Source organism: Croceivirga thetidis (assembly GCF_012272815.1).
Lineage (GTDB): Bacteria > Bacteroidota > Bacteroidia > Flavobacteriales > Flavobacteriaceae > Croceivirga > Croceivirga thetidis.
Genome location: NZ_JAAWWL010000003.1, coordinates 107,056 through 129,624, shown reverse-complemented (window position 1 = coordinate 129,624; position 22,569 = coordinate 107,056). Strand labels below are relative to the sequence as shown.

Genomic DNA, 22,569 nt, shown 5'->3' with positions numbered 1-22,569 from the left:
CATAGGCGTCGTCAAGACCGTCATTGTCACTATCATTGCCACTTGGTGGAACATAACCATCGGTTGGCTGCCCCTCTACATTGTCAGGGATTCCGTCGTTGTCGCTGTCGATATCCAAGCTATCTGCACGGCCGTCCCCATCTGCATCCAATGCGCCATTTCCTTCTACTGTGTCTAAAAGTCCGTCATTATCATCATCAATATCAACCTCGTCAGGCACCCCATCTCCATCGGTATCCTCACGGTCATCGGTCGGATCAAGGTAGTCTGGTGTACCATCACCATCGGTATCATCGTTGGTCGGGTCTCCATTACCATCAGCATCCTCATCTGGGGTGTCGATACCATCTCCATCATCATCAATATCGCGATAGTTGACATCTTCTGTACCATCAGTATCTGGCAAATCAGAAGAAGGGTTATTTATTTCGTCATTAACATCAAAACCATCATTAACATCGCTTCCCTCATAGCCATCATCAAGACCATCACCGTCTGAATCTACACCCAAAAAGTTCTTATCAGGAAGACCATCGAAATCGAAATCACTTCCTTCGTTGTAATCAGGGACCAAATCATTGTCACTGTCAGAATCTAAATAATCTGGCTTGTCAGGGGCGCCATCTGTATTTACTGGTAACAATCCTCCAATGTAGGCAGAATTAACCCCTTTATTTAGTACGTAGGTATGAGCATCATCATTATTAGGCGGAATATAGCCAGCAGTTGTTTGAGCTTCAACATTATCCGGTATTCCATCTTTATCACTATCGATGTCTAACTGATTAGGTAAACCATCTTGGTCTATACTATCGTCAGGTCTTATTCCAATTGGATTATTGCTTTCATAAACATCATCCAGTCCGTTCTTATTTAAGTCTATACCAGAAGGAGCAACGTAAGTATGGAAATTTTGTGCCTCCCTATTGTCAAGAATCCCATCATTATCAGAATCCAAATCCAGATAATCAGGAACACCATCAGAATCTGTGTCTGATGGATTAGTCCAATAACAATTATCATTGTCTTCATTTCTATCTTCATCATCATTGGTAATTCCATCACCGTCAATATCGATATCATGGTCGTCAAACACACCATCATTATCGTAATCGTCTGTTAATTCAAATTCAATAGAAATTCCAAGCTCTGCACGAGGGAACACTACTGTTACAAACAAAAGTGAAAAGAGTAAAATAAAGAAAAAGCGCAAACCTTTGGTATAAGTCATAAACTCACGTTTAAAATATAAATACCTCGGCAAAGCGGTCAGGTTGGGTAGATTTGGGGTTCTACACTATATGCTGATGCAAAGTTAAATTTTCTTTTAGGTGCTCGACCTAATTGACATCAATATTCGACACATTTACGTTGAATATGTCACAAAAAGACGACAAAATCCTCAAATTACATAATATCTTCGGTGAAATACCCCCAATACTGCGTCTTTCGTAATGAAAATTGTACATTTTGCAAACCAATTGGTATAACTTAAAAGTGTATTCAATATTGTTCGCTAACCGTTTATTTTTGGGTAGTTTTGCCCAAATTTTTTGAATGACATTTGAACAAGAAATCAAAAGGCGACGAACTTTTGGTATTATCTCGCACCCAGATGCAGGTAAAACCACGTTAACGGAAAAGTTGTTGTTATTTGGGGGAGCTATTCAAGAAGCTGGGGCAGTAAAGAGCAATAAGATCAAAAAATCAGCTACTAGTGATTTTATGGAGATTGAGCGCCAAAGGGGAATATCTGTGGCCACCTCCGTTCTTGCCTTTATTTATAAGGATAAAAAAATAAACATTCTTGATACACCAGGCCACAAAGATTTTGCCGAGGACACTTTTAGAACTTTAACAGCAGTTGATAGTGTCATCGTTGTTATCGATGTTGCTAAAGGTGTTGAAGAGCAGACTGAAAAATTGGTTGAAGTCTGTAGGATGCGTAATATTCCTATGATAGTATTCATAAATAAGCTTGACCGAGAAGGAAAAGATGCATTTGATTTATTGGATGAAGTGGAACAAAAACTTGGCCTTTCGGTAACACCATTGAGCTTTCCTATAGGAATGGGGTATGATTTTAAAGGGATTTACAATATTTACGAGAAAAACATCAATCTATTTTCAGGAAATAGTAAACAAAATATTGAAGAAACAATTGCCTTTGATGACGTAAGCAGTTCTGAACTAGAAAAAATTATCGGTGAGGATGCTGCTGACTCGCTAAGGGAAAACCTTGAGCTTGTAGATGGTGTTTATCCTCCATTTGAAAAGGAAGCTTACTTGAGTGGTGACTTGCAGCCTGTTTTTTTTGGTTCTGCACTAAATAATTTTGGTGTTAGGGAACTATTGGATTGCTTTATTGAAATTGCACCTGACCCTCGAGCTAAAAAAGCCGAAGAACGTCTTGTAGAACCCAATGAAACAGACTTTTCGGGTTTTGTATTTAAAATTCATGCCAATATGGATCCCAAACACCGCGACCGTTTGGCCTTTGTAAAAATTGTTTCGGGGAAATTTGAACGCAATAAACCCTACCTACATGTTCGACACGACAAAAAACTAAAATTTTCGAGTCCGAATGCTTTTTTTGCTGAGAAAAAAGAAATTGTAGACACCTCGTTTCCTGGGGATATTGTTGGTCTACATGATACCGGGAATTTTAAAATCGGAGACACCTTAACAAGTGGTGAAAAATTACAATACCGAGGAATACCGAGTTTTTCTCCAGAACATTTTAGATATATCAACAATGCTGACCCCATGAAGGCAAAGCAGCTGAACAAGGGTATAGATCAATTGATGGATGAAGGTGTTGCACAGCTTTTTACCTTAGAACTTAATGGCAGAAAGGTAATTGGTACCGTAGGGGCATTACAATATGAAGTTATTCAATATCGATTGGAACATGAATATGGTGCTAAATGCACCTATGAAAACCTTCCGGTACATAAGGCCTGTTGGGTAGAACCTGAAGCTGATAATGAGGAGTTTTCTGAATTTAATAGAGTCAAACAAAAGTACCTGGCCAGGGATAAATCAGGACAATTGGTCTTTTTGTCGGATTCTGCCTTTTCATTGCAGATGACGCAGCAAAAATACCCCTCGGTGAAACTCCGATTCACATCAGAAAAAGATACTTAATTCGTTGTTAATGAATTGACTAAATGTTTGTTTGGAATTTTTTGTACTTTTCTAAGAATAACCAATAAAACAAACTTTATGTCATCATCAACAGTAAAACCACCTGTTTGGTTTTGGGTAGTAAGTGTATTAGCACTTCTTTGGAATCTAGTGGGCGTAGCTTCTTATCTCATGGATGCCTACATCAGTATTGAACAATTGGAAGCAATGACCCAAGAAATGCGCGAACTTTATGAAGGGCGTCCAGCTTGGGTAACCGCTTGCTTTGCAATCGCCGTATTCGGAGGAACCTTAGCTTCTATTGCCCTTGTACTCAGAAAAAAATGGGCGCGACCTGTTTTCATTATTTCTCTAATTGCCGCAATTGCCCAATTCGTACACTGGTTATTCATGACCAATTCTCCAGATGTTTACGGAGCTGAAGTTTATGTGATGCCAATTTTAGTTGTCCTTTTTGGAGCTTATGAAATCTTTTTTGCCAAACAAGGAATAGAAAAGGGTTGGCTTTCGTAATACCGATTTAAAATTCAAACAAAAACCCTGACCAAATGGTCAGGGTTTTTAATTTATGCTTCTCCTGTTGGGCCGAAATTCAAAGGTATAGGAGGTTGTTCATAATCTTTAATGGTACCATGGGCCTTTTCGAAACGCTGCACATTATCATTTAATGCTTTGAGAAACTTCTTGGCGTGTTGTGGTGTTAAAACTATTCTACTTTTCACCTTAGCCTTGGGAGCTCCCGGCATCATACTGATAAAATCAACCACAAATTCAGATACCGAATGATTAATGATTGCCAAGTTGGAATAGGTTCCCTCAGCGGTTTTTTCATCCAACTCAATATTTATGGATTTTGGTTTTTTATTGTTTTCTGCCATCGTAAAGATTTGTTATGAGAAAAAGAAAACCCTGACAGAAGTCAGGGCTTATCCTTTTAAAATTTAAATTCCTCTTTTCGAGCCATGATTTCATCGTACTCTTCTTTAGAGCCAACAATGATGCTATCATAGTCACGCATACCTGTACCAGCCGGAATTTTGTGTCCAACAATTACATTTTCCTTCAATCCTTCTAAGGTATCAACCTTACCACTTACAGCAGCCTCGTTCAATACTTTGGTCGTTTCTTGGAACGACGCTGCAGAAATGAACGATTTTGTTTGTAGTGAAGCTCTAGTAATACCTTGAAGTATTGGAGTCGCGGTAGCTGGAACTGCATCCCTTGCTTCCACCAGATTCTTATCTGCACGTTTCAACAATGAATTTTCATCACGTAATGCACGGGCTGAAACAATTTGTCCAGCTTTCAAGTTCTCAGAATCGCCTGCGTCTTCAACAACTTTCTGACCGAAAATCTCATCATTTTCACGGATGAAATCATCCTTGTGAACCAATTGATTCTCTAAGAAAATAGTATCACCAGCATCTTCAATACGAACTTTTCGCATCATCTGTCGCACAACAACTTCGAAATGCTTGTCATTGATTTTTACCCCTTGCAAGCGATAAACTTCTTGAACTTCATTCACCAAATACTGTTGAACAGCAGATGGTCCTTTGATTGCCAAGATATCTTCAGGAGTAATTGACCCATCAGAAAGTGGCATACCAGCACGTACATAATCGTTCTCTTGAACCAAAATCTGATTTGATAGTTTCACCAAGTATTTCTTGATTTCACCCAATTTCGATTCAATGATAATTTCACGGTTACCACGCTTGATTTTACCAAAAGAAACCACACCATCAATTTCAGAAACTACAGCTGGGTTCGATGGGTTACGCGCTTCAAAAAGTTCGGTAACCCTTGGAAGACCACCAGTAATATCACCTGCTTTTGCAGACTTACGTGGAATCTTAACCAAGATTTTACCTTCTTTAATTTTCTCACCATCATCGACCATTATATGCGAACCTACAGGTAAGTTGTATGAACGTAAAGTCTCTCCTTTTCCATCCTTAATTAAAAGTGTAGGTATTAACTTCTTGTTTCTTGATTCAGAAATTACCTTTTCTTGGAAACCAGTTTGTTCATCAATTTCTACTTGATAAGTAATACCTTGTTCAATATTCTCATAAGCGATTTGCCCAGTGAATTCTGAAACAATTACACCATTATATGGATCCCACTGACAAATAACATCGCCTTTTTTGATTTTTGCACCATTCTTAATAAATAGCTGAGAACCGTAAGGAATATTATTGGTACTTAAGGTGATACCTGTTTTCTCATCAACAATCTTAACTTCTGAAGTCCTTGAAATAACGATTTCTGATTTCTCTCCTTCGCTATTTTCTCCCTTTACTAAGCGTAAATCTTCAATTTCCGCTACACCATCAAACTTGGCCTCAAGTTTATTCTCCTCAGAAATGTTACCAGCAATACCACCCACGTGGAATGTACGCAATGTCAACTGAGTACCAGGTTCTCCAATGGACTGTGCAGCAACTACACCAACAGCCTCACCTCGTTGAACCATCTTGTTGGTAGCTAAGTTTCTACCGTAACATTTCGCACAAATACCTTTAGGGGCCTCACAAGTCAACGGTGAACGAACCTCAATCATTTCAATAGGCGAGGCATCAACTTTAGCCGCTTCTTTCTCAGTGATTTCTTGACCTGCACTGATTAAAAGCTCTTCAGTTACTGGATTGTAAACATCGTTTAAAGAAACACGTCCTAAGATTCTTTCTCCCAGAGATTCAACAATCTCTTCATTCTTACGTAATGGTTCTACTTCGATTCCTCGTAACGTGCCACAATCTTCAATATTGATGATAACATCTTGAGATACATCAACCAATCGACGCGTCAAGTATCCTGCATCTGCAGTCTTTAATGCCGTATCTGCAAGACCTTTACGTGCACCGTGCGTTGAAATAAAGTACTCCAAAATTGAAAGTCCTTCCTTAAAGTTCGAAAGAATTGGATTTTCAATAATTTCTCCACCACCGGCAGTTGATTTTTTAGGCTTTGCCATCAAACCACGCATACCCGTTAACTGACGAATTTGTTCTTTAGAACCCCTTGCTCCTGAATCCAACATCATATATACCGAGTTGAATCCCTGTTGGTCCTCACGAATTCGCTTCATTGCCAATTCAGTCAACATGGCATTCGTAGAAGTCCAAACATCAATTACTTGATTGTAACGCTCATTATTGGTGATAAGACCCATGTTGTAGTTGGCCATAATACCATCTACTTGACCATTGGCCTCTTCAATCATTTCAATTTTCTCTTTCGGAATGATAATATCACCCAAACTGAAGGACAATCCACCTTTAAAGGCAAACTGGTAACCCATAGTTTTAATCTTATCTAAGAAAGCAGCAGTTCTAGGAACATCAGTTACTGCTAAAATATCTCCGATAATATTACGTAAGGCCTTTTTGGTCAATACTTGATTAATGAAACCTGCCTCTTCAGGAACATGTTCATTGAACAATACCCTGCCAACAGTTGTATCAATAATCTGATTCACCAACTCACCTTCTTCGTTAAAGTCCTTTGTACGTACTTTAATTCCTGCGTTTAGGTCAACCTTTTTCTCATTGAAGGCAATAACGACTTCTTCAGGAGAATAGAATGTTGTTCCTTCACCCTTTACAGTAATCGTATCATCAGAAACACGTTTTTTGGTCATATAATAAAGACCCAAAACCATATCCTGAGAAGGTACTGCAATTGGAGAACCATTTGCTGGATTCAAAATGTTTTGTGAAGCCAACATCAATAATTGTGCTTCCAAAATTGCTTCTGGACCTAAAGGTAAATGCACCGCCATTTGGTCACCATCAAAATCCGCATTAAATGCAGTACATGCCAATGGGTGCAAACGAATCGCCTTACCTTCAATTAATTTAGGTTGAAAAGCCTGAATACCTAAACGGTGAAGTGTGGGGGCACGGTTCAAAAGAACTGGATGTCCTTTTAAAACATTTTCTAAAATATCCCAAACAACCGGCTCTTTCTTATCAATTATTTTTTTGGCAGATTTTACTGTTTTCACAATACCTCTTTCAATCAACTTTCTGATTATAAAAGGCTTGTATAGCTCAGCAGCCATATCTTTTGGTAAACCGCATTCGTAAAGGTTCATTTCTGGACCAACGACGATTACAGAACGTGCAGAATAGTCAACACGCTTACCCAATAAGTTTTGACGGAAACGACCTTGCTTACCCTTCAAGGAATCTGAAAGTGATTTCAAAGGTCTGTTTGATTCTGTTTTAACAGCAGAAGCTTTTCTGGTGTTATCAAACAATGAATCAACAGCTTCTTGAAGCATCCTTTTTTCATTTCGAAGGATTACCTCAGGTGCTTTAATTTCCATCAATCGTTTTAAACGATTGTTACGGATGATTACACGACGATATAAATCATTCAAATCGGAGGTAGCGAAACGACCACCATCCAATGGTACCAAAGGACGCAATTCTGGTGGAATAACCGGAATAACCTTCATAATCATCCATTCAGGACGATTCTCTCGATTATCTTGTGATTCCCTCAAAGCTTCAACAACTTGAAGTCTCTTTAATGCTTCAGTCTTACGTTGCTTAGAAGTTTCAGTATTTGCTTTGTGCCTTAATTCGTATGAAAGTTGCTCCAAATCAATTCGAGACAATAACTCAATAAGACATTCTGCACCCATTTTTGCGATAAACTTATTTGGGTCAGTATCTTCCAAATACTGATTCTCAGCAGGAATCGAATCTAAAATGTTCAAATACTCCTCCTCGGTCAAGAAATCCATTTTATTGATTTCTTCACCTTCAGGGCCTTTGGCAATACCTGGCTGGATAACTACATAACGTTCGTAGTAAATAATCATATCCAATTTCTTGGAAGGCAATCCTAAAAGGTATCCTATTTTGTTTGGCAATGAACGGAAGTACCAGATATGTGCTACAGGTACCACCAAGTTGATATGCCCTACCCTATCGCGACGAACTTTCTTCTCAGTTACTTCTACACCACATCGGTCACAAACGATACCTCGGTAGCGAATACGCTTGTATTTTCCACAAGCACATTCGTAATCTTTTACGGGGCCGAAGATTCGTTCGCAGAACAAACCATCACGTTCTGGCTTATGCGTACGATAGTTTATAGTCTCAGGCTTTAAAACTTCCCCTCTTGACTCTGCCAAAATTGCTTCTGGAGAAGACAAGCCTATAGAAATTTTATTAAACCTTTTTTGTGTGTTATTATCTTTTGTTCTAGCCATGATGCTAATACGATATTACTGTTCTCTATAAAATTTATTCTTCCAATCTGATATCAAGACCCAAACCTTTCAGTTCGTGCATCAATACATTGAAAGATTCTGGCAAGCCAGGTTCTGGCATGGTCTCACCTTTCACGATAGACTCGTAAGTTTTGGCACGACCAATTACGTCATCGGATTTAACCGTTAAAATCTCACGAAGTGTGGATGAGGCCCCATAAGCCTCCAATGCCCAAACTTCCATCTCTCCAAAACGTTGACCACCAAACTGGGCCTTACCACCTAATGGCTGTTGTGTAATCAAAGAGTATGGTCCGATTGATCTAGCGTGCATCTTGTCATCAACCATGTGACCTAATTTCAACATGTAGATAATACCAACCGTTGCAGCTTGATCAAATCGTTCACCGGTTCCACCGTCATATAAATAGGTGTGTCCAAATTGAGGTACACCTGCTTCTTCAGTGAATTTTTCGATTTCTTCCATTGAAGCACCATCGAAAATTGGAGTTGCAAATTTCTTATCCAATTTCTGACCTGCCCAGCCTAATACGGTTTCATAAATCTGACCAATGTTCATACGAGAAGGTACACCCAACGGATTCAATACAATGTCAACCGGAGTTCCGTCTTCTAAGAAAGGCATGTCTTCTTGACGAACAATTCGTGCAACGATACCTTTGTTACCGTGACGACCAGCCATCTTATCACCAACTTTTAGCTTACGTTTTTTAGCAATGTAAACTTTAGCCAACTTCATGATTCCTGCAGGTAACTCATCACCAACAGAAATCGTGAACTTATCCCTTCTCAAATTACCTTGAAGGTCATTCAGCTTGATTTTATAGTTGTGCAATAGGTCATTAACCATTGCATTGGTCTTGTCATCAGTTGTCCAAGTACCGCTAACGAGGTGAGCGAAATCATCAACTGAATTCAACATCTTAGCTGTATACTTTTTACCTTTTGGTAAAACCTCTTCACCTAAATCATTTTGTACTCCTTGAGAAGTCTTCCCATTAACTAAACTTGATAACTTTTCAACCAAGACGTCTTTTAGCTGTTGGAATTTAACTTCGTATTCCAATTCCAATTTAGAAATGGCTTCCTTGTCTTCTGAACGTTTTCTCTTGTCTTTAATAGAACGTGAGAACAACTTCTTATCAATTACAACACCTCTCAACGATGGGGAAGCTTTTAAAGAAGCATCTTTAACGTCACCTGCTTTATCGCCAAAGATTGCACGAAGTAGTTTTTCTTCTGGTGTTGGGTCTGACTCTCCTTTTGGAGTAATCTTACCAATCAAAATGTCACCAGGTTTTACTTCGGCACCTATTCGAATCATACCATTTTCATCCAAATCCTTGGTGGCTTCTTCAGAAACATTGGGTATATCGTTTGTTAATTCTTCTGCACCTAATTTGGTATCACGAACTTCAAGAGAGTACTCGTCAATGTGAATTGAGGTGAATATATCTTCACGCACCACCTTTTCAGAAATTACAATCGCATCCTCAAAGTTGTAACCTTTCCATGGCATGAATGCAACTTTCATGTTTTGACCTAGCGCCAATTCCCCTTTTTGAGTTGCATAGCCCTCACAAAGTACCTGTCCCTTTTTAACCTTGTCACCTTTCTTAACAATAGGTTTCAAGTTGATACTTGTACCTTGGTTTGTTTTCCGGAATTTGATTAACCCATACGTTTTGAAATCTTCTTCAAAACTTACCAATTTCTCTTCCTCCGTTCGGGTATATTTAATGGTGATTTTTTGTGAATCAACATAGTCTACAACACCATCATCCTCTGCATTTATCAAGACTCGGGAATCAGTTGCAACCTGTCTTTCAAGACCAGTACCCACAATTGGAGAATTTGGTCTTAACAATGGTACCGCCTGACGCATCATGTTTGACCCCATCAACGCTCTGTTCGCATCATCATGCTCCAAGAATGGAATCAATGAAGCCGAAATAGAAGCAATTTGATTCGGTGCAACATCCGTGTAGTTTACCTCTGACGGGTCAACAACTGGGAAATCACCTTCTTCACGAGCTATCACCTTATCTTGGTCAATTGCACCATCTTTCTTCAAAGGAATATTTGCCTGGGCAATTTTCATTCCTTCTTCCTCTTCTGCACTTAGGTAAATATGCTCATCCACATTCACCTTTCCATTATCTACCTTTCTGTAAGGAGTTTCCAAGAAGCCCATTTGATTCACTTTGGCAAAAACACCAAGTGAAGAAATCAAACCAATATTTGGACCTTCAGGAGTCTCAATCGGACATAACCTTCCGTAGTGTGTGTAGTGAACGTCACGAACCTCGAATCCAGCACGCTCCCTAGAAAGACCACCAGGACCTAATGCAGAAAGTCTTCTTTTATGTGTAATCTCAGCCAATGGGTTTGTTTGGTCCATGAACTGAGATAACTGGTTTGTACCAAAGAAAGAATTAATAACCGAAGACAAGGTCTTTGCATTAATCAAATCAATTGGCGTAAATACCTCGTTATCACGTACGTTCATACGCTCACGAATCGTCCTCGCCATACGGGCAAGACCTACACCGAATTGTTGCGACAATTGCTCACCAACCGTTCTAACACGTCGGTTTGATAAGTGATCAATATCATCAATCTCCGCTTTTGAGTTAATTAACTCAATCAAATATTTGATGATAGTAATGATATCTTGCTTGGTCAAAACCTCTTTGTCCATTTCGATATCAAGACCCAATTTCTTATTCATTCTATATCGACCAACTTCACCTAGGCTGTAACGTTGATCAGAGAAAAACAACTTGTCAATAATACCTCTTGCCGTTTCCTCATCTGGTGGTTCAGCATTACGCAATTGTCTATAGATATGCTCTACCGCCTCTTTTTCAGAGTTGGTAGGATCTTTTTGTAACGTATTATGAATAATAGCATAATCAGACTGTGCGTTGTTTTCCTTATGAAGAAGGATTGTCTTTACATCAGCATCTATTATTTCATCAATATGCTCTTTTTCTAAAACAGTATCCCTGTCAAGAACAATTTCATTACGTTCGATAGAAACCACCTCGCCCGTATCCTCATCCACAAAATCCTCATGCCATGTATTCAAAACACGAGCTGCGAGCTTTCGGCCTAATACTTTTTTAAGTCCAGCTTTGGTAACTTTGATTTCTTCAGACAAATCAAAGATTTCTAAAATATCTTTATCTCGCTCATACCCTATCGCACGGAAAAGCGTAGTAACTGGTAATTTTTTCTTTCTGTCAATGTAAGCATACATTACAGAGTTGATATCCGTAGCAAATTCAATCCATGATCCTTTAAATGGAATAACCCTTGCTGAATAAAGTTTTGTACCGTTAGCATGGAAAGACTGCCCAAAGAAAACCCCAGGTGAACGGTGCAATTGAGAAACAACAACACGTTCAGCACCATTGATTACAAATGTTCCGCTTGGGGTCATATATGGAATCGTACCCAAATACACATCCTGAACGATTGTCTCAAAATCTTCATGTTCTGGGTCTGTACAATACAATTTCAAACGTGCCTTTAAAGGAACGCTGTAAGTCAATCCCCGCTCAATACATTCTTGAATGGAATATCTCGGTGGATCGATAAAATAATCCAAAAACTCTAGTACAAACTGGTTTCTGGTATCTGTGATTGGAAAGTTCTCCATGAAGGTGTTGTAAAGACCTTCGTTGCCTCTTTCGTCAGATTTTGTCTCAAGTTGAAAAAAGTCTTGAAAAGATTTAATCTGAATGTCCAAGAAATCCGGGTAATCCGGTATGTTCTTAGCGGATGCAAAATTTACTCTTTCAGTCTGATTTGTGAACATCTATGGACAAGTTTAATAGTGAATTCTCAAAATGGGTTGCGTACCTCTTAATACGCTAGTCTAAAAAACAGGCTAAGGTCTAACCACCAGTACGGCGGAAAGACCTTAACCTAATTGTATTTGTTATTGCTTTTATTTAAGCTCAACTTCTGCTCCTGCTTCTTCTAAGGAATTTTTGATTCCTTCAGCTTCATCTTTAGAAACTGCTTCTTTAATTGCTTTTGGTGCGCTATCAACAATTTCCTTAGCATCTTTCAAACCAAGACCTGTTAATTCTTTCACCAATTTAACAACTGCCAATTTAGAAGCTCCAGCTGATTTAAGGATTACATCAAATTCTGATTTTTCCTCACCAGCATCACCACCTTCACCACCGCCAGCAGCAGGTCCGGCAACGGCTACAGCAGCAGCTGCAGGCTCAATACCATATTCTTCTTTTAAAATGTCGGCCAATTCATTTACCTCTTTTACTGTAAGGTTAACCAACTGTTCTGCAAAATCTTTCAAATCTGCCATTTTCTATCGTTTTAATTCGTTTTTGTAAAAAATATAATTAGTAATAAGTGCGTACGTTTTATCGCTCAGATAAAGTTTGTAGGATGCCAGCCAATTTACCACCTCCAGACTTAAGTCCAGAAATAACGTTCTTAGCAGGCGATTGCAATAATGTTACAATCTCACCTAACAATTCTTCTTTCGACTTGATATTAACCAAAGCCTCAAGGTTTTCATCGCCGACATAAACCGACTCTTCGATGAAGGCCCCTTTAAGAAGAGGTTTATCTGATTTTTTTCTGAAATTCTTGATAAGTTTTGCTGGTGCATTACCCGTTTCAGTCAACATCAATGAAGTGTTGCCTTTTAAAACATTCGATAACTCACCAAACTCCTTATCTGAAGCTTCCATTGCTTTTGCAAGCAAAGTATTCTTCACTACTGAAAGTTTAATGTTTGCCTTAAAACATGCTCTTCTCAAATCAGAGGTGGTTCCGGCATCCAAACCAGAGATATCCGTTAAATAAATTGTCGGTGTCTCTGCTAACTGAGCAGTCAAGTCTTCAATTACTGTTGCTTTTTCTTCTCTTGTCATTGTTATAGAATTAAGCTACTCGGTTATTAAACTGCTTTAGGGTCAAGTTGAACACTAGGACTCATGGTACTGCTCATGTATACACTTTTCATGTAAACACCTTTTGCAGCCGCGGGCTTCAATTTGTTCAAAGTATCCAATAATTCTTTTGCATTGTCCGCTATTTTATCTGCAGTAAAGGAAACTTTACCTATTGCAGCATGAACAATACCTGTTTTGTCAACCTTGAAATCAATTTTACCACCTTTAACGTCAGCTACTGCTTTACCAACGTCCATGGTTACAGTTCCGGTTTTAGGGTTCGGCATTAAACCTCGTGGGCCCAATATTCTACCAAGAGGACCTAATTTACCCATTACACTTGGCATTGTGACAATAACGTCAACATCTGTCCAACCGCCCTTGATTTTATCTAAAAATTCATCTAATCCAACAAAGTCAGCACCAGCTTCTTTCGCTTCAGCTTCCTTATCAGGAGTCACCAACGCTAGAACTTTGACCTCCTTACCCGTACCGTGCGGCAGAGTAACAACGCCTCGAACCATTTGATTAGCTTTACGAGGATCAACTCCCAAACGCACAGCTAAGTCAACAGTAGCATCAAATTTTACATTGGTTATTTCTTTGACCAAAGAGGAAGCCTCTTGAACGGAATACAACTTGTCCTTTTCAATTTTAGCTTGTGCCTCTTTTTGCTTTTTTGTCAATTTTGCCATTCTAAATTGCTTTTCGATTTAAAAAGGTTTAGCTCCAGCTACTTTCAATCCCATTGAACGCGCTGTACCAGCTACCATACTCATTGCAGACTCTACAGTGAACGCATTTAGGTCAACCATTTTGTCTTCGGCAATAGTCTTAACTTGATCCCAAGTTACGGTACCTGATTTTGCTCTGTTAGGTTCTCCTGATCCTTTTTTAATCTTCGCTGCTTCCATCAATTGAACGGCCGCCGGCGGTGTTTTTACAACAAATTCAAATGATTTGTCTTTGTAAACAGTGATGACAACTGGCAATACCTTGCCTTGTTTGTCCTGCGTACGAGCATTAAACTGCTTGCAGAACTCCATAATGTTGACACCTGCAGCACCTAAGGCGGGTCCAACCGGTGGCGACGGATTCGCAGCACCTCCCCTAACTTGTAGTTTTACAACCTTATCTACTTCTTTTGCCATTTTTAAAAATTAAATTTCAATTGTGTTAATTGGAAGCAACACAATTATTATATGTAACAGCTCTTATACTTTTTCTACTTGCATATAGCTCAATTCCAACGGTGTTTTTCTTCCGAAAATTTTCACCATTACCTCAAGCTTACGCTTTTCTTCATTTATTTTTTCAACAGTTCCATTAAAACCATTGAACGGTCCATCGATAACTTTCACAGTTTCACCCAATACGAAAGGTATCGCAACATTATCGGTATTCACAGCCAACTCGTCAACCTTACCAAGCATACGATTAACTTCTGCTTTTCTCAAAGGAACAGGATCCCCTCCTTTGGTTTCTCCGAGAAACCCGATAACATTTGTAATTGACTTGATAATGTGAACCATTTCACCACCAAGGTTGGCCTTAATCATGATATAGCCAGGAAAATAGGTACGCTCTTTATTAATTTTCTTCCCGTTACGGATTTGAACTACTTTTTCCGTAGGAACCAGAACGTCTTCCAGATAATCACCAAAACCAGCTCTTTCAACTTCTGATTCTATGTATCCTTTAATTTTATTCTCCTGTCCGCTTACTGCGCGAACTACATACCATTTTTTCTCTAAAACCTCAGCCATCCTATCCTATCACATTTTCAAAGTACAACGTAATTAACTCACTGAATGCGGTATCCACACCCCATGTGGCCAGCGCGAAAAGAATTGAGAATACAGCAACAACAACCATAAGATTGGAGGCTTGTTCCCTGTTCAACCAGGTAACGTTATTTTTCAATTCTTCCCAAGATTCCTTAACGTAAGTCAACATATCAATTTCCTTTTCTGGCACGGGAGGAGAGACTCGAACTCCCGACACCTGGTTTTGGAGACCAGTGCTCTACCAACTGAGCTACACCCGTATTTACACTGAAAGGTATTCCACATCGTGGAACACCCTCAGTATAAAATATTTGTAATAAATCTTAATCTAAAATTTCAGTAACCTGACCAGCACCTACAGTTCTACCACCTTCACGGATAGCGAAACGTAGACCAACGCTCAATGCGATAGGCTGAATCAAATCAACAGTAATGGTCAAGTTATCACCTGGCATTACCATTTCAACTCCGTCAGGTAAGTTAATGTTACCTGTTACATCAGTTGTACGAACGTAGAACTGAGGACGGTAGTTGTTGTGGAATGGAGTGTGACGACCACCTTCTTCTTTTTTCAAGATATAAACCTCAGCTTTGAACTTAGCGTGTGGTTTAACAGAACCTGGCTTACAAATAACCATACCTCTTTTGATGTCTGATTTCTCAATACCTCTCAAAAGAATACCTACATTATCACCAGCTTCACCTCTATCCAAAATCTTACGGAACATCTCCACACCAGTAATAGTAGAAGCTAATTTCTCAGCACCCATACCAATGATATCTACAGCATCACCAGTATTGGCAATACCTGTTTCGATACGTCCTGTTGCCACAGTACCACGACCAGTAATAGTGAAAACGTCTTCAACTGGCATCAAAAAGTCTTTGTCAACATCACGCTTTGGAAGCTCAATCCACTCATCAACAGCAGCCATCAATTCCATAACAGTGTCTACCCACTTTTGCTCACCATTCAATGCACCAAGAGCAGAACCTGCGATTACAGGACCGTTGTCACCATCGTATTCGTAGAAAGAAAGTAATTCTCTGATTTCCATCTCAACTAGTTCCAAAAGCTCTTCATCATCAACCATATCCACCTTGTTCATGAAAACAACGATACGCGGAATACCTACCTGACGACCAAGAAGGATGTGCTCTCTAGTTTGTGGCATTGGGCCATCTGTTGCAGCAACAACCAAAATGGCACCGTCCATTTGAGCAGCACCAGTCACCATGTTCTTAACGTAATCGGCGTGACCAGGACAATCAACGTGAGCATAGTGACGGTTTGCCGTCTGATACTCAACGTGAGATGTGTTGATGGTAATACCCCTTTCTTTCTCTTCAGGAGCATTGTCAATAGAGTCAAAGCTTCTTAGCTCTGACAAACCTGCGTTCGCTAATACAGTAGTAATAGCAGCAGTCAATGTAGTTTTACCATGATCTACGTGTCCAATAGTACCAATATTTAAGTGCGGTTTGGAACGATCAAAAGTTTCCTTTGCCATTTTAAAATGATTTTAATCTTAGTATTTAATATTAGTGTCTTAATCTATCGAGCCAACGACGGGAATTGAACCCGTGACCTCTTCCTTACCAAGGAAACGCTCTACCCCTGAGCTACGTCGGCGTAAAGTGTTCAATCTACATCCTTATTAAAGGAAGAGATTAGTTGCATTCACAACTTTGTCACTCTTTTGAGCGGGAGACCGGGTTCGAACCGGCGACATTCAGCTTGGAAGGCTGACGCTCTACCAACTGAGCTACTCCCGCATTATTATTAGTCAATATTTCAAAAAATTCGATGTATTACGTCGAATTACTGTTTTTTGTGAAAATTAAGTGGGGAGAGCAGGATTCGAACCTGCGAAGGTAAAAACCAACAGATTTACAGTCTGTCCTCGTTGGCCGCTTGAGTATCTCCCCTCCCTTGATTTTCAATAAATTACGAGCCGATAGAGGGACTCGAACCCACGACCTGCTGATTACAAATCAGCTGCTCTAGCCAGCTGAGCTATATCGGCATTTCTCAGCATTTTATCACAAAAAAAAGCCCGTTATTTCTAACGGACTGCAAATGTAGCGTTTTATTTGTTTATTCAAAAAAATTAGAAAAAAATTTTGATTAGACGTAAGCCCTTTGTTTTTGCTTTCTTTTGACCAGTTTTCTTTCTAATGAATTACATGCGGAATCAACCGCCTCCTCAAAAGATTTGCATTGCTTTTTTACAATAAAACTATCCTTGGGTACATGCACTTTAATTTCTACAATTTTGTTTTCTTTTTCACTAGTGTTTTCAACCTTTAAATAAACGTCAGCACTAATGACCTTGTCATAGAATAAATCTAGTTTATCCATTCTGTTTTGGATAAAATCCATCAACTTTCTGTCAGCCACAAAATTTACCGATTGCGCATTTACCTTCATAGATTCAGATTTTAGGTCCGCTTTTGGCGGATGGTTAAACATACAAGGAGATTTACTCCTTATTTCTTGGATGGGCCTTTAAATGTATTTTTTTCAGCTCAGCAATATTATTATGGGTGTAAACCTGCGTAGATGCTAAACTTGAATGCCCTAAAAGTTCTTTAACTGCGTTAAGATCAGCCCCATTGTTAAGAAGGTGGGTCGCGAATGAATGTCGAAGAACATGCGGACTCTTCTTAACCTTTGAGGAAACCTTACTAAGATACTTATTTATAATACGATAAACAAGAGTTTCGTAAAGTTGATGACCTGATGTTTTTAATAAAAGAAAATCATTATCAACAATATGTTCAAGTTCTTTTCTTTTGTTCAGGTAAACTCTTATTAAGTTTCGTAATTGTGGTAGAATAGGAATTATCCGTTCTTTGTTACGCTTGCCCAAAACCTTTAAAGTGCCACTCTCTAAACTAATGGCATTTATTTTTAAGCCTATAAGTTCGGCCCTTCTAATACCAGTGGAATACAAAAGTTCTATAATCAGCTTATTTCTAATTCCTTCAAAGCTATCTTCAAAATCAATCTTATTTAATAGATTTTCCATTTCTGGCCTTGAGAGCGGAACCAAAACTTTTTTATCAACCCTTAGGCTTTTGTGTTTGGCCAAAGGAGAATTTTTAATTTTTTCAACTTTTAAAAGAAAATTGTAAAAGGCCTTTAGTGAAGAAACCTTTCTGTTGATGCTCCGGTTTGAAATTCCGGCATTTGATAAGTTGATAATCCAACTTCTTATAGATTGATATTCAATAATTTCAATTTCATTCTCCCTCAATTCTTCTTGACAAAAAGCTTGAAATACTTCAATATCCTCGGTATACGCCTTAACGGTGTGCAGGGAATAGTTCTTTTCTTGAAGGAGATATTCTTTGAAAGCACTTAAATGCATACCCAAATGTATGGAAATAAAAAACCCGTCCTGAGGCTATCAAAACGGGAGATCTATTCTTTTAGGACCTGTGCCTATTGTTCTTCGTTGTCACGAAGCCTCTGAATGTATTGGGCCTTTTGAATTTCTGCCCTTCTTTTCACAGAAGGCTTAGTAAATTGTTGTCTTGAACGAAGTGCACGCATTTTTCCTGTTCTATCGAACTTTCGCTTAAAACGCTTTAGTGCCCTATCGATATTTTCTCCTTCTTTTACTGGTATTATTAACATTGGCTACAACCTCCTTTCTTTAAAATTTTTTTCCGATTGTGTAATCGGGCTGCAAATATACAAATGAATCCGATTTAGGAAACACTTATTTTCAAATCTTTTTCTGGGGCATTCTTTAGCGGTGCTCGATATTCTTTTTTGTCAATAACAATTTTGGCTATTATTTCTTTTAGAATTTCTGAAGTTCCACCACCAATTGGACCTAATCTGCTATCTCGAAGCATTCGAGCCATTGGATAGTCTTCTATATAACCATAACCTCCCAAAAATTGTAAACAGCCGTAAATTACTTCATCTGCGACCTTGGTAGATTTCAATTTTGATATTGTTGCCTCTTTAACCGCATATTCTCCCCTATCTAGTTTGCCAACTACAGCATAATTATACTCTTTGCAAACCTCTACCTCTGCAAATAATTCAACATATTTATGTCTTAAAGCTTGAAATTGATTTATTGACTTACCAAAAGCTTCTCGTTCTGCCATGTATTGCAGTGCATATTCCAAGGCAAATTCCGCTCTTGCATGGGCATTAATTCCCATAACCAATCGTTCAAGGGCAAATGCTTCCATAATAAAGGTGAAGCCTTGACCTTCTAAACCGATTAAGTTCTCTTCAGGAACTTGAACATTGTCAAAAGCTAATTCTGCGGTATCTGAAGCTCGCCACCCCAATTTGTTAAGTTTATTCGCCGAAACACCTTCTGCATCGCGGTCAACTATAAATAATGAAATTCCTTTATTACCGGCAGAAACATCTGTTTTTGCAGCCAAAATTATGTAATCACCGTAAACTCCATTAGTGATGAAAGTTTTCGAACCATTGATAACGTAAACGTCCTCTTTTTTTACTGCCGTAGTGCGCATTCCAGCAACATCACTCCCACCAAAAGGTTCTGTGACACCCAGACAACCTATTTTTCTTCCATGAACGCTTGGCACAAGGTATTTTAGCTTCTGTTGGTGATTTGCATTCTTATTGAGGTGAGTCATTGCCAAGTATGCATGTGCCCACATCGCCGCAGCAAATCCACCAGAATTGATACGCTGCATTTCTTCCAAAAAGATTGTTGTGTAAAATAAATCCAATCCTAACCCATCATATTCTTCAGGCGTAGCAAGACCAAAATAACCCATTTCACCAATCTTCGTCCATATGGCAGATTCTATTTTGCCTTCTTCCTCCCACTTATCTACGTTTGGGGCTACTTCTTTTTGTAAGAAATCCCTAAGGCTTTCACGAAACAACTGATGTTCTTCAGTAAAATAACTGCTACTCATCGCAACTTTTTAGATACTCAAATATAACTTAATTCGCTCATTTTTGTTTTGCGGATATCCGGAAATGTTCAACAAATCATCCAAATTTGTGAAGTTTCCCTGACGATTTCGGTAGCTCACTATATTTTGTGCAAGCTCTCGTGAAATGTAGACTAAACTTGATAATTCTTCAACAGATGCAGTATTGATATTTATTCTTTTAATCTTCGGTGGATTAAGGACTTTATAATTATTTAAAACCTTATTTTCGACCCCTCGTTCCAAACCATAAACATCATAGAGTTGTTCGTTAACCAAAAAGCCACCAAGTCGATTTCTAAATTTTACGATGCGTGCTGAAAGGACATCTCCAATACCGTTAATTTCTTTTAAGTCTTTTATAGTCGCTGAATTTAAATCACTGACGCCCACGCTTATTTCAGAGTCTTTTTCCACCCTTTTTATTGTTCTCTCATCCTTGGAATTAACCCAATCAGGAAACTTGAAATATGGCGAAATGGTACCTAAAAGAGAATCAGAAACCCTTGTGACCTCTTGAAACTCTTGGGCTGAGTTCACAAACTTTTTTTGTACTCTAAAACTATGGAGCCGGTCGATTTCATCTGGGGACAAGCCTAAGGTATACCCTTTGTAATCTGATATGTAATTGGGGTTAAAAGGAAAAATTCTTGTTGAATCCTTTTCATTAATAGCGCTTTTAAGACTATCAATTTTCAATTGCGTCTTTTCGTCAAATCGGAAACTACTTTCTCGATTGTGCGCAAAAAATTTCAAACCGAAGTATGCCCCAATTAACATAATAATTAAAAGAAGCAAAAAGAAAATCCCACTTCGTTCTTGGTTGTCGAACTTTAAGTGGGGTTTCATGAGTTAATTAAAATATCTATTTTTCTGAACCAGCCTTAATTGCCCCTAAGTAGCGTTTCAGTTGCTCTTTAACTATTGGGAACAAAAAGTAAAGTCCTACCATATTAGGGAATACCATTGCAAATATCATCGCATCTGAAAAAGCCCAAATGGAATCCATGCTGGCTGCTGCACCTATTATAACAAAAACACAGAAAAGTAACTTATAGGTTAAATCGGTTTTCTTGCCTCTTCCGAATAAATACTTCCATGATTGAAGACCATAATAAGACCAAGAAATCATAGTTGAGACCGCAAATAATACTACTGCTATCGTTAAGAAAACATTCGAAAAGGGTATGTATTCTCCAAAGGCCTTAGATGTTATTCCAGCCCCTTCGTAAGCAATACCTTCAATCAAAACAGCTCCACTGCCATCACCACCATACTCGAAATATCCACCGAAATTGAATATAATGATTACCAAAGCGGTCATTGTACAAATTACCACGGTATCGATAAAGGGCTCCAATAAAGCTACCAAACCTTCGGAAGCTGAGTATTTTGTTTTCACAGCTGAGTGCGCGATTGATGCCGAACCAGCTCCTGCTTCATTCGAAAAAGCAGCCCTTCTAAATCCGACAAGTAATACACCAATAACACCACCCACCCCTATTGCAGTAGGATTAAAGGCCTCTTTAACTATTAAGCCAATGGCATCATCAATTAATGGAAAATTGCTAAAAATGATGTACAGGCAACAAATAATATACATCAACGCCATAAAGGGCACTACTTTTTCTGTGACCGAAGCAATTCTTTTAATACCACCAATAATTATTATAGCGACCAATACGGCCAACACAAAGCCAATAATTGTTCCGGCCATGGTGCTTTCCCATCCAAAAAGCTCTTTAACAACAATTGTTGCTTGGTTCGATTGTGCAGCATTACCACCACCAAATGAACCGCCAATGCAAAAAACAGCAAACAGTGCTGCAGCAATCTTTCCGAGAACCTTAAATCCTTTATCTTTTAAACCTTTACTTATATAATACATTGGTCCACCATAGACCGTTCCATTCTCATCAACATCTCTATATTGAACTCCTAGCGTACATTCAACAAATTTTGTCGACATACCCAAAAGACCACATACGATCATCCAAAAAGTAGCTCCTGGACCTCCTAAGGCAATTGCCAAAGCTACACCTGCGATATTACCGTTACCTACGGTTCCTGAAACTGCAGTGGCCAAAGCTTGAAAATGGCTTACTTCACCTTCCTGACTCTCATCACGGATTGTATCTGGCAAATCCCCTTCAACTACATTTACTTCAGCTTTTTCAACGCCATGACCCTCAGGTGATTCCAAATCGTCATATTTTCCCCTAACCACATTTATGGCAGTCCAGAAGTGTCTTATATTAGGAAAACCAAAGTATAAGGTGAAGAATAATGCACTACCAACAAGCAGTATTAATACAAATGGAGTACCAGCAATTTCAAAAAAGATTACATTATTAAAAAAGTCTGATATAGGTTGAAAGGCTTGGTCAATTTTTTGGTCCAACCCTACTTCTTCAGTCTCTTGAGCAAAAGAAAATAAGGGTAACAAAAAACTTAAAACTGCTAAACGCCAGTACTTCATAACTCGTTAATTTGGTTTGTTAATTTA

The 22,569-nt window shown here is 38.7% G+C and carries 18 protein-coding genes, 5 tRNA genes and 1 pseudogene; 2 read left to right on the top strand and 22 right to left on the bottom strand.

Features of this window, described 5'->3' with window-relative positions; translation table 11 throughout:
- Positions 1-1,231, bottom strand: a pseudogene (locus tag HCU67_RS15885) (hypothetical protein); the annotation flags it as partial.
- 326 nt (positions 1,232-1,557) lie between these two features.
- Between HCU67_RS15885 and HCU67_RS15880 the strand changes: the two are divergent.
- Both HCU67_RS15880 and HCU67_RS15875 read left to right on the top strand, forming a co-directional pair.
- Complete coding sequence (locus HCU67_RS15880) at positions 1,558-3,147, top strand: peptide chain release factor 3 (RefSeq protein ID WP_168553650.1); 1,590 nt, start codon at positions 1,558-1,560, stop codon at positions 3,145-3,147.
- A gap of 78 nt (positions 3,148-3,225) precedes the next feature.
- Positions 3,226-3,660, top strand: a complete 435-nt coding sequence (locus tag HCU67_RS15875; RefSeq protein ID WP_168553649.1) for a hypothetical protein — start codon at positions 3,226-3,228, stop codon at positions 3,658-3,660.
- 53 nt (positions 3,661-3,713) lie between these two features.
- Here HCU67_RS15875 and HCU67_RS15870 read toward each other — a convergent pair whose 3' ends face one another.
- The 21 genes from HCU67_RS15870 to HCU67_RS15770 all read right to left on the bottom strand — a co-directional run bounded on the left by HCU67_RS15870 (position 3,714) and on the right by HCU67_RS15770 (position 22,542).
- On the bottom strand, positions 3,714-4,025 hold the full coding sequence (locus HCU67_RS15870) for a DUF3467 domain-containing protein (protein ID WP_168553648.1): 312 nt from the start codon (positions 4,023-4,025) through the stop codon (positions 3,714-3,716).
- Between the two features lie 56 nt (positions 4,026-4,081).
- Positions 4,082-8,380 carry a DNA-directed RNA polymerase subunit beta' gene (gene rpoC, locus HCU67_RS15865; protein ID WP_168553647.1) on the bottom strand — a complete coding sequence of 1,433 codons (4,299 nt, stop codon included), beginning with the start codon at positions 8,378-8,380 and terminating at the stop codon, positions 4,082-4,084.
- A 34-nt stretch (positions 8,381-8,414) separates the two neighbouring features.
- Entirely contained in the window at positions 8,415-12,224 is a 3,810-nt protein-coding gene (rpoB, locus tag HCU67_RS15860; protein WP_168553646.1) for a DNA-directed RNA polymerase subunit beta, read from the bottom strand.
- 132 nt (positions 12,225-12,356) lie between these two features.
- Positions 12,357-12,740 carry a 50S ribosomal protein L7/L12 gene (gene rplL, locus HCU67_RS15855; RefSeq protein ID WP_168553645.1) on the bottom strand — a complete coding sequence of 128 codons (384 nt, stop codon included), beginning with the start codon at positions 12,738-12,740 and terminating at the stop codon, positions 12,357-12,359.
- Between the two features lie 58 nt (positions 12,741-12,798).
- A complete protein-coding gene (gene rplJ / locus HCU67_RS15850; RefSeq protein WP_168553644.1) occupies positions 12,799-13,314 on the bottom strand; it encodes a 50S ribosomal protein L10 in 516 nt (171 codons plus the stop codon).
- A 26-nt stretch (positions 13,315-13,340) separates the two neighbouring features.
- Entirely contained in the window at positions 13,341-14,030 is a 690-nt protein-coding gene (rplA, locus tag HCU67_RS15845; protein WP_168553643.1) for a 50S ribosomal protein L1, read from the bottom strand.
- A gap of 18 nt (positions 14,031-14,048) precedes the next feature.
- Positions 14,049-14,486, bottom strand: coding sequence for a 50S ribosomal protein L11 (gene rplK / locus HCU67_RS15840; protein WP_168553642.1), 438 nt, complete (start codon positions 14,484-14,486; stop codon positions 14,049-14,051).
- Positions 14,487-14,549: 63 nt separating this feature from the next.
- The gene (gene nusG / locus HCU67_RS15835; RefSeq protein ID WP_168553641.1) at positions 14,550-15,101 is read right to left on the bottom strand and encodes a transcription termination/antitermination protein NusG; all 552 of its coding nucleotides are present in this window, start codon (positions 15,099-15,101) and stop codon (positions 14,550-14,552) included.
- 1 nt (position 15,102) lies between these two features.
- Complete coding sequence (gene secE, locus HCU67_RS15830; protein WP_168553743.1) at positions 15,103-15,291, bottom strand: preprotein translocase subunit SecE; 189 nt, start codon at positions 15,289-15,291, stop codon at positions 15,103-15,105.
- Between the two features lie 15 nt (positions 15,292-15,306).
- Positions 15,307-15,382, bottom strand: a tRNA-Trp gene (locus tag HCU67_RS15825).
- 63 nt (positions 15,383-15,445) lie between these two features.
- Entirely contained in the window at positions 15,446-16,633 is a 1,188-nt protein-coding gene (tuf, locus tag HCU67_RS15820) for an elongation factor Tu (RefSeq protein WP_168553640.1), read from the bottom strand.
- Between the two features lie 50 nt (positions 16,634-16,683).
- Positions 16,684-16,755: transfer RNA gene (locus tag HCU67_RS15815), tRNA-Thr, on the bottom strand.
- Positions 16,756-16,825: 70 nt separating this feature from the next.
- Positions 16,826-16,898 (bottom strand) — tRNA-Gly (locus HCU67_RS15810).
- 70 nt (positions 16,899-16,968) lie between these two features.
- Positions 16,969-17,051, bottom strand: a tRNA-Tyr gene (locus HCU67_RS15805).
- 24 nt (positions 17,052-17,075) lie between these two features.
- Positions 17,076-17,149: transfer RNA gene (locus HCU67_RS15800), tRNA-Thr, on the bottom strand.
- A 101-nt stretch (positions 17,150-17,250) separates the two neighbouring features.
- Positions 17,251-17,553, bottom strand: coding sequence for a ribosome hibernation-promoting factor, HPF/YfiA family (hpf, locus tag HCU67_RS15795; protein WP_168553639.1), 303 nt, complete (start codon positions 17,551-17,553; stop codon positions 17,251-17,253).
- Between the two features lie 52 nt (positions 17,554-17,605).
- Positions 17,606-18,496, bottom strand: a complete 891-nt coding sequence (locus HCU67_RS15790; protein ID WP_168553638.1) for a tyrosine-type recombinase/integrase — start codon at positions 18,494-18,496, stop codon at positions 17,606-17,608.
- Positions 18,497-18,570: 74 nt separating this feature from the next.
- Positions 18,571-18,765, bottom strand: a complete 195-nt coding sequence (rpsU, locus tag HCU67_RS15785) for a 30S ribosomal protein S21 (protein ID WP_168553637.1) — start codon at positions 18,763-18,765, stop codon at positions 18,571-18,573.
- A 74-nt stretch (positions 18,766-18,839) separates the two neighbouring features.
- Entirely contained in the window at positions 18,840-20,045 is a 1,206-nt protein-coding gene (locus HCU67_RS15780; protein WP_168553636.1) for an acyl-CoA dehydrogenase family protein, read from the bottom strand.
- A 9-nt stretch (positions 20,046-20,054) separates the two neighbouring features.
- Complete coding sequence (locus HCU67_RS15775) at positions 20,055-20,912, bottom strand: ComEA family DNA-binding protein (protein ID WP_168553635.1); 858 nt, start codon at positions 20,910-20,912, stop codon at positions 20,055-20,057.
- Positions 20,913-20,928: 16 nt separating this feature from the next.
- A complete protein-coding gene (locus tag HCU67_RS15770; protein ID WP_168553634.1) occupies positions 20,929-22,542 on the bottom strand; it encodes an alanine/glycine:cation symporter family protein in 1,614 nt (537 codons plus the stop codon).
- Positions 22,543-22,569: the final 27 nt, after the last annotated feature.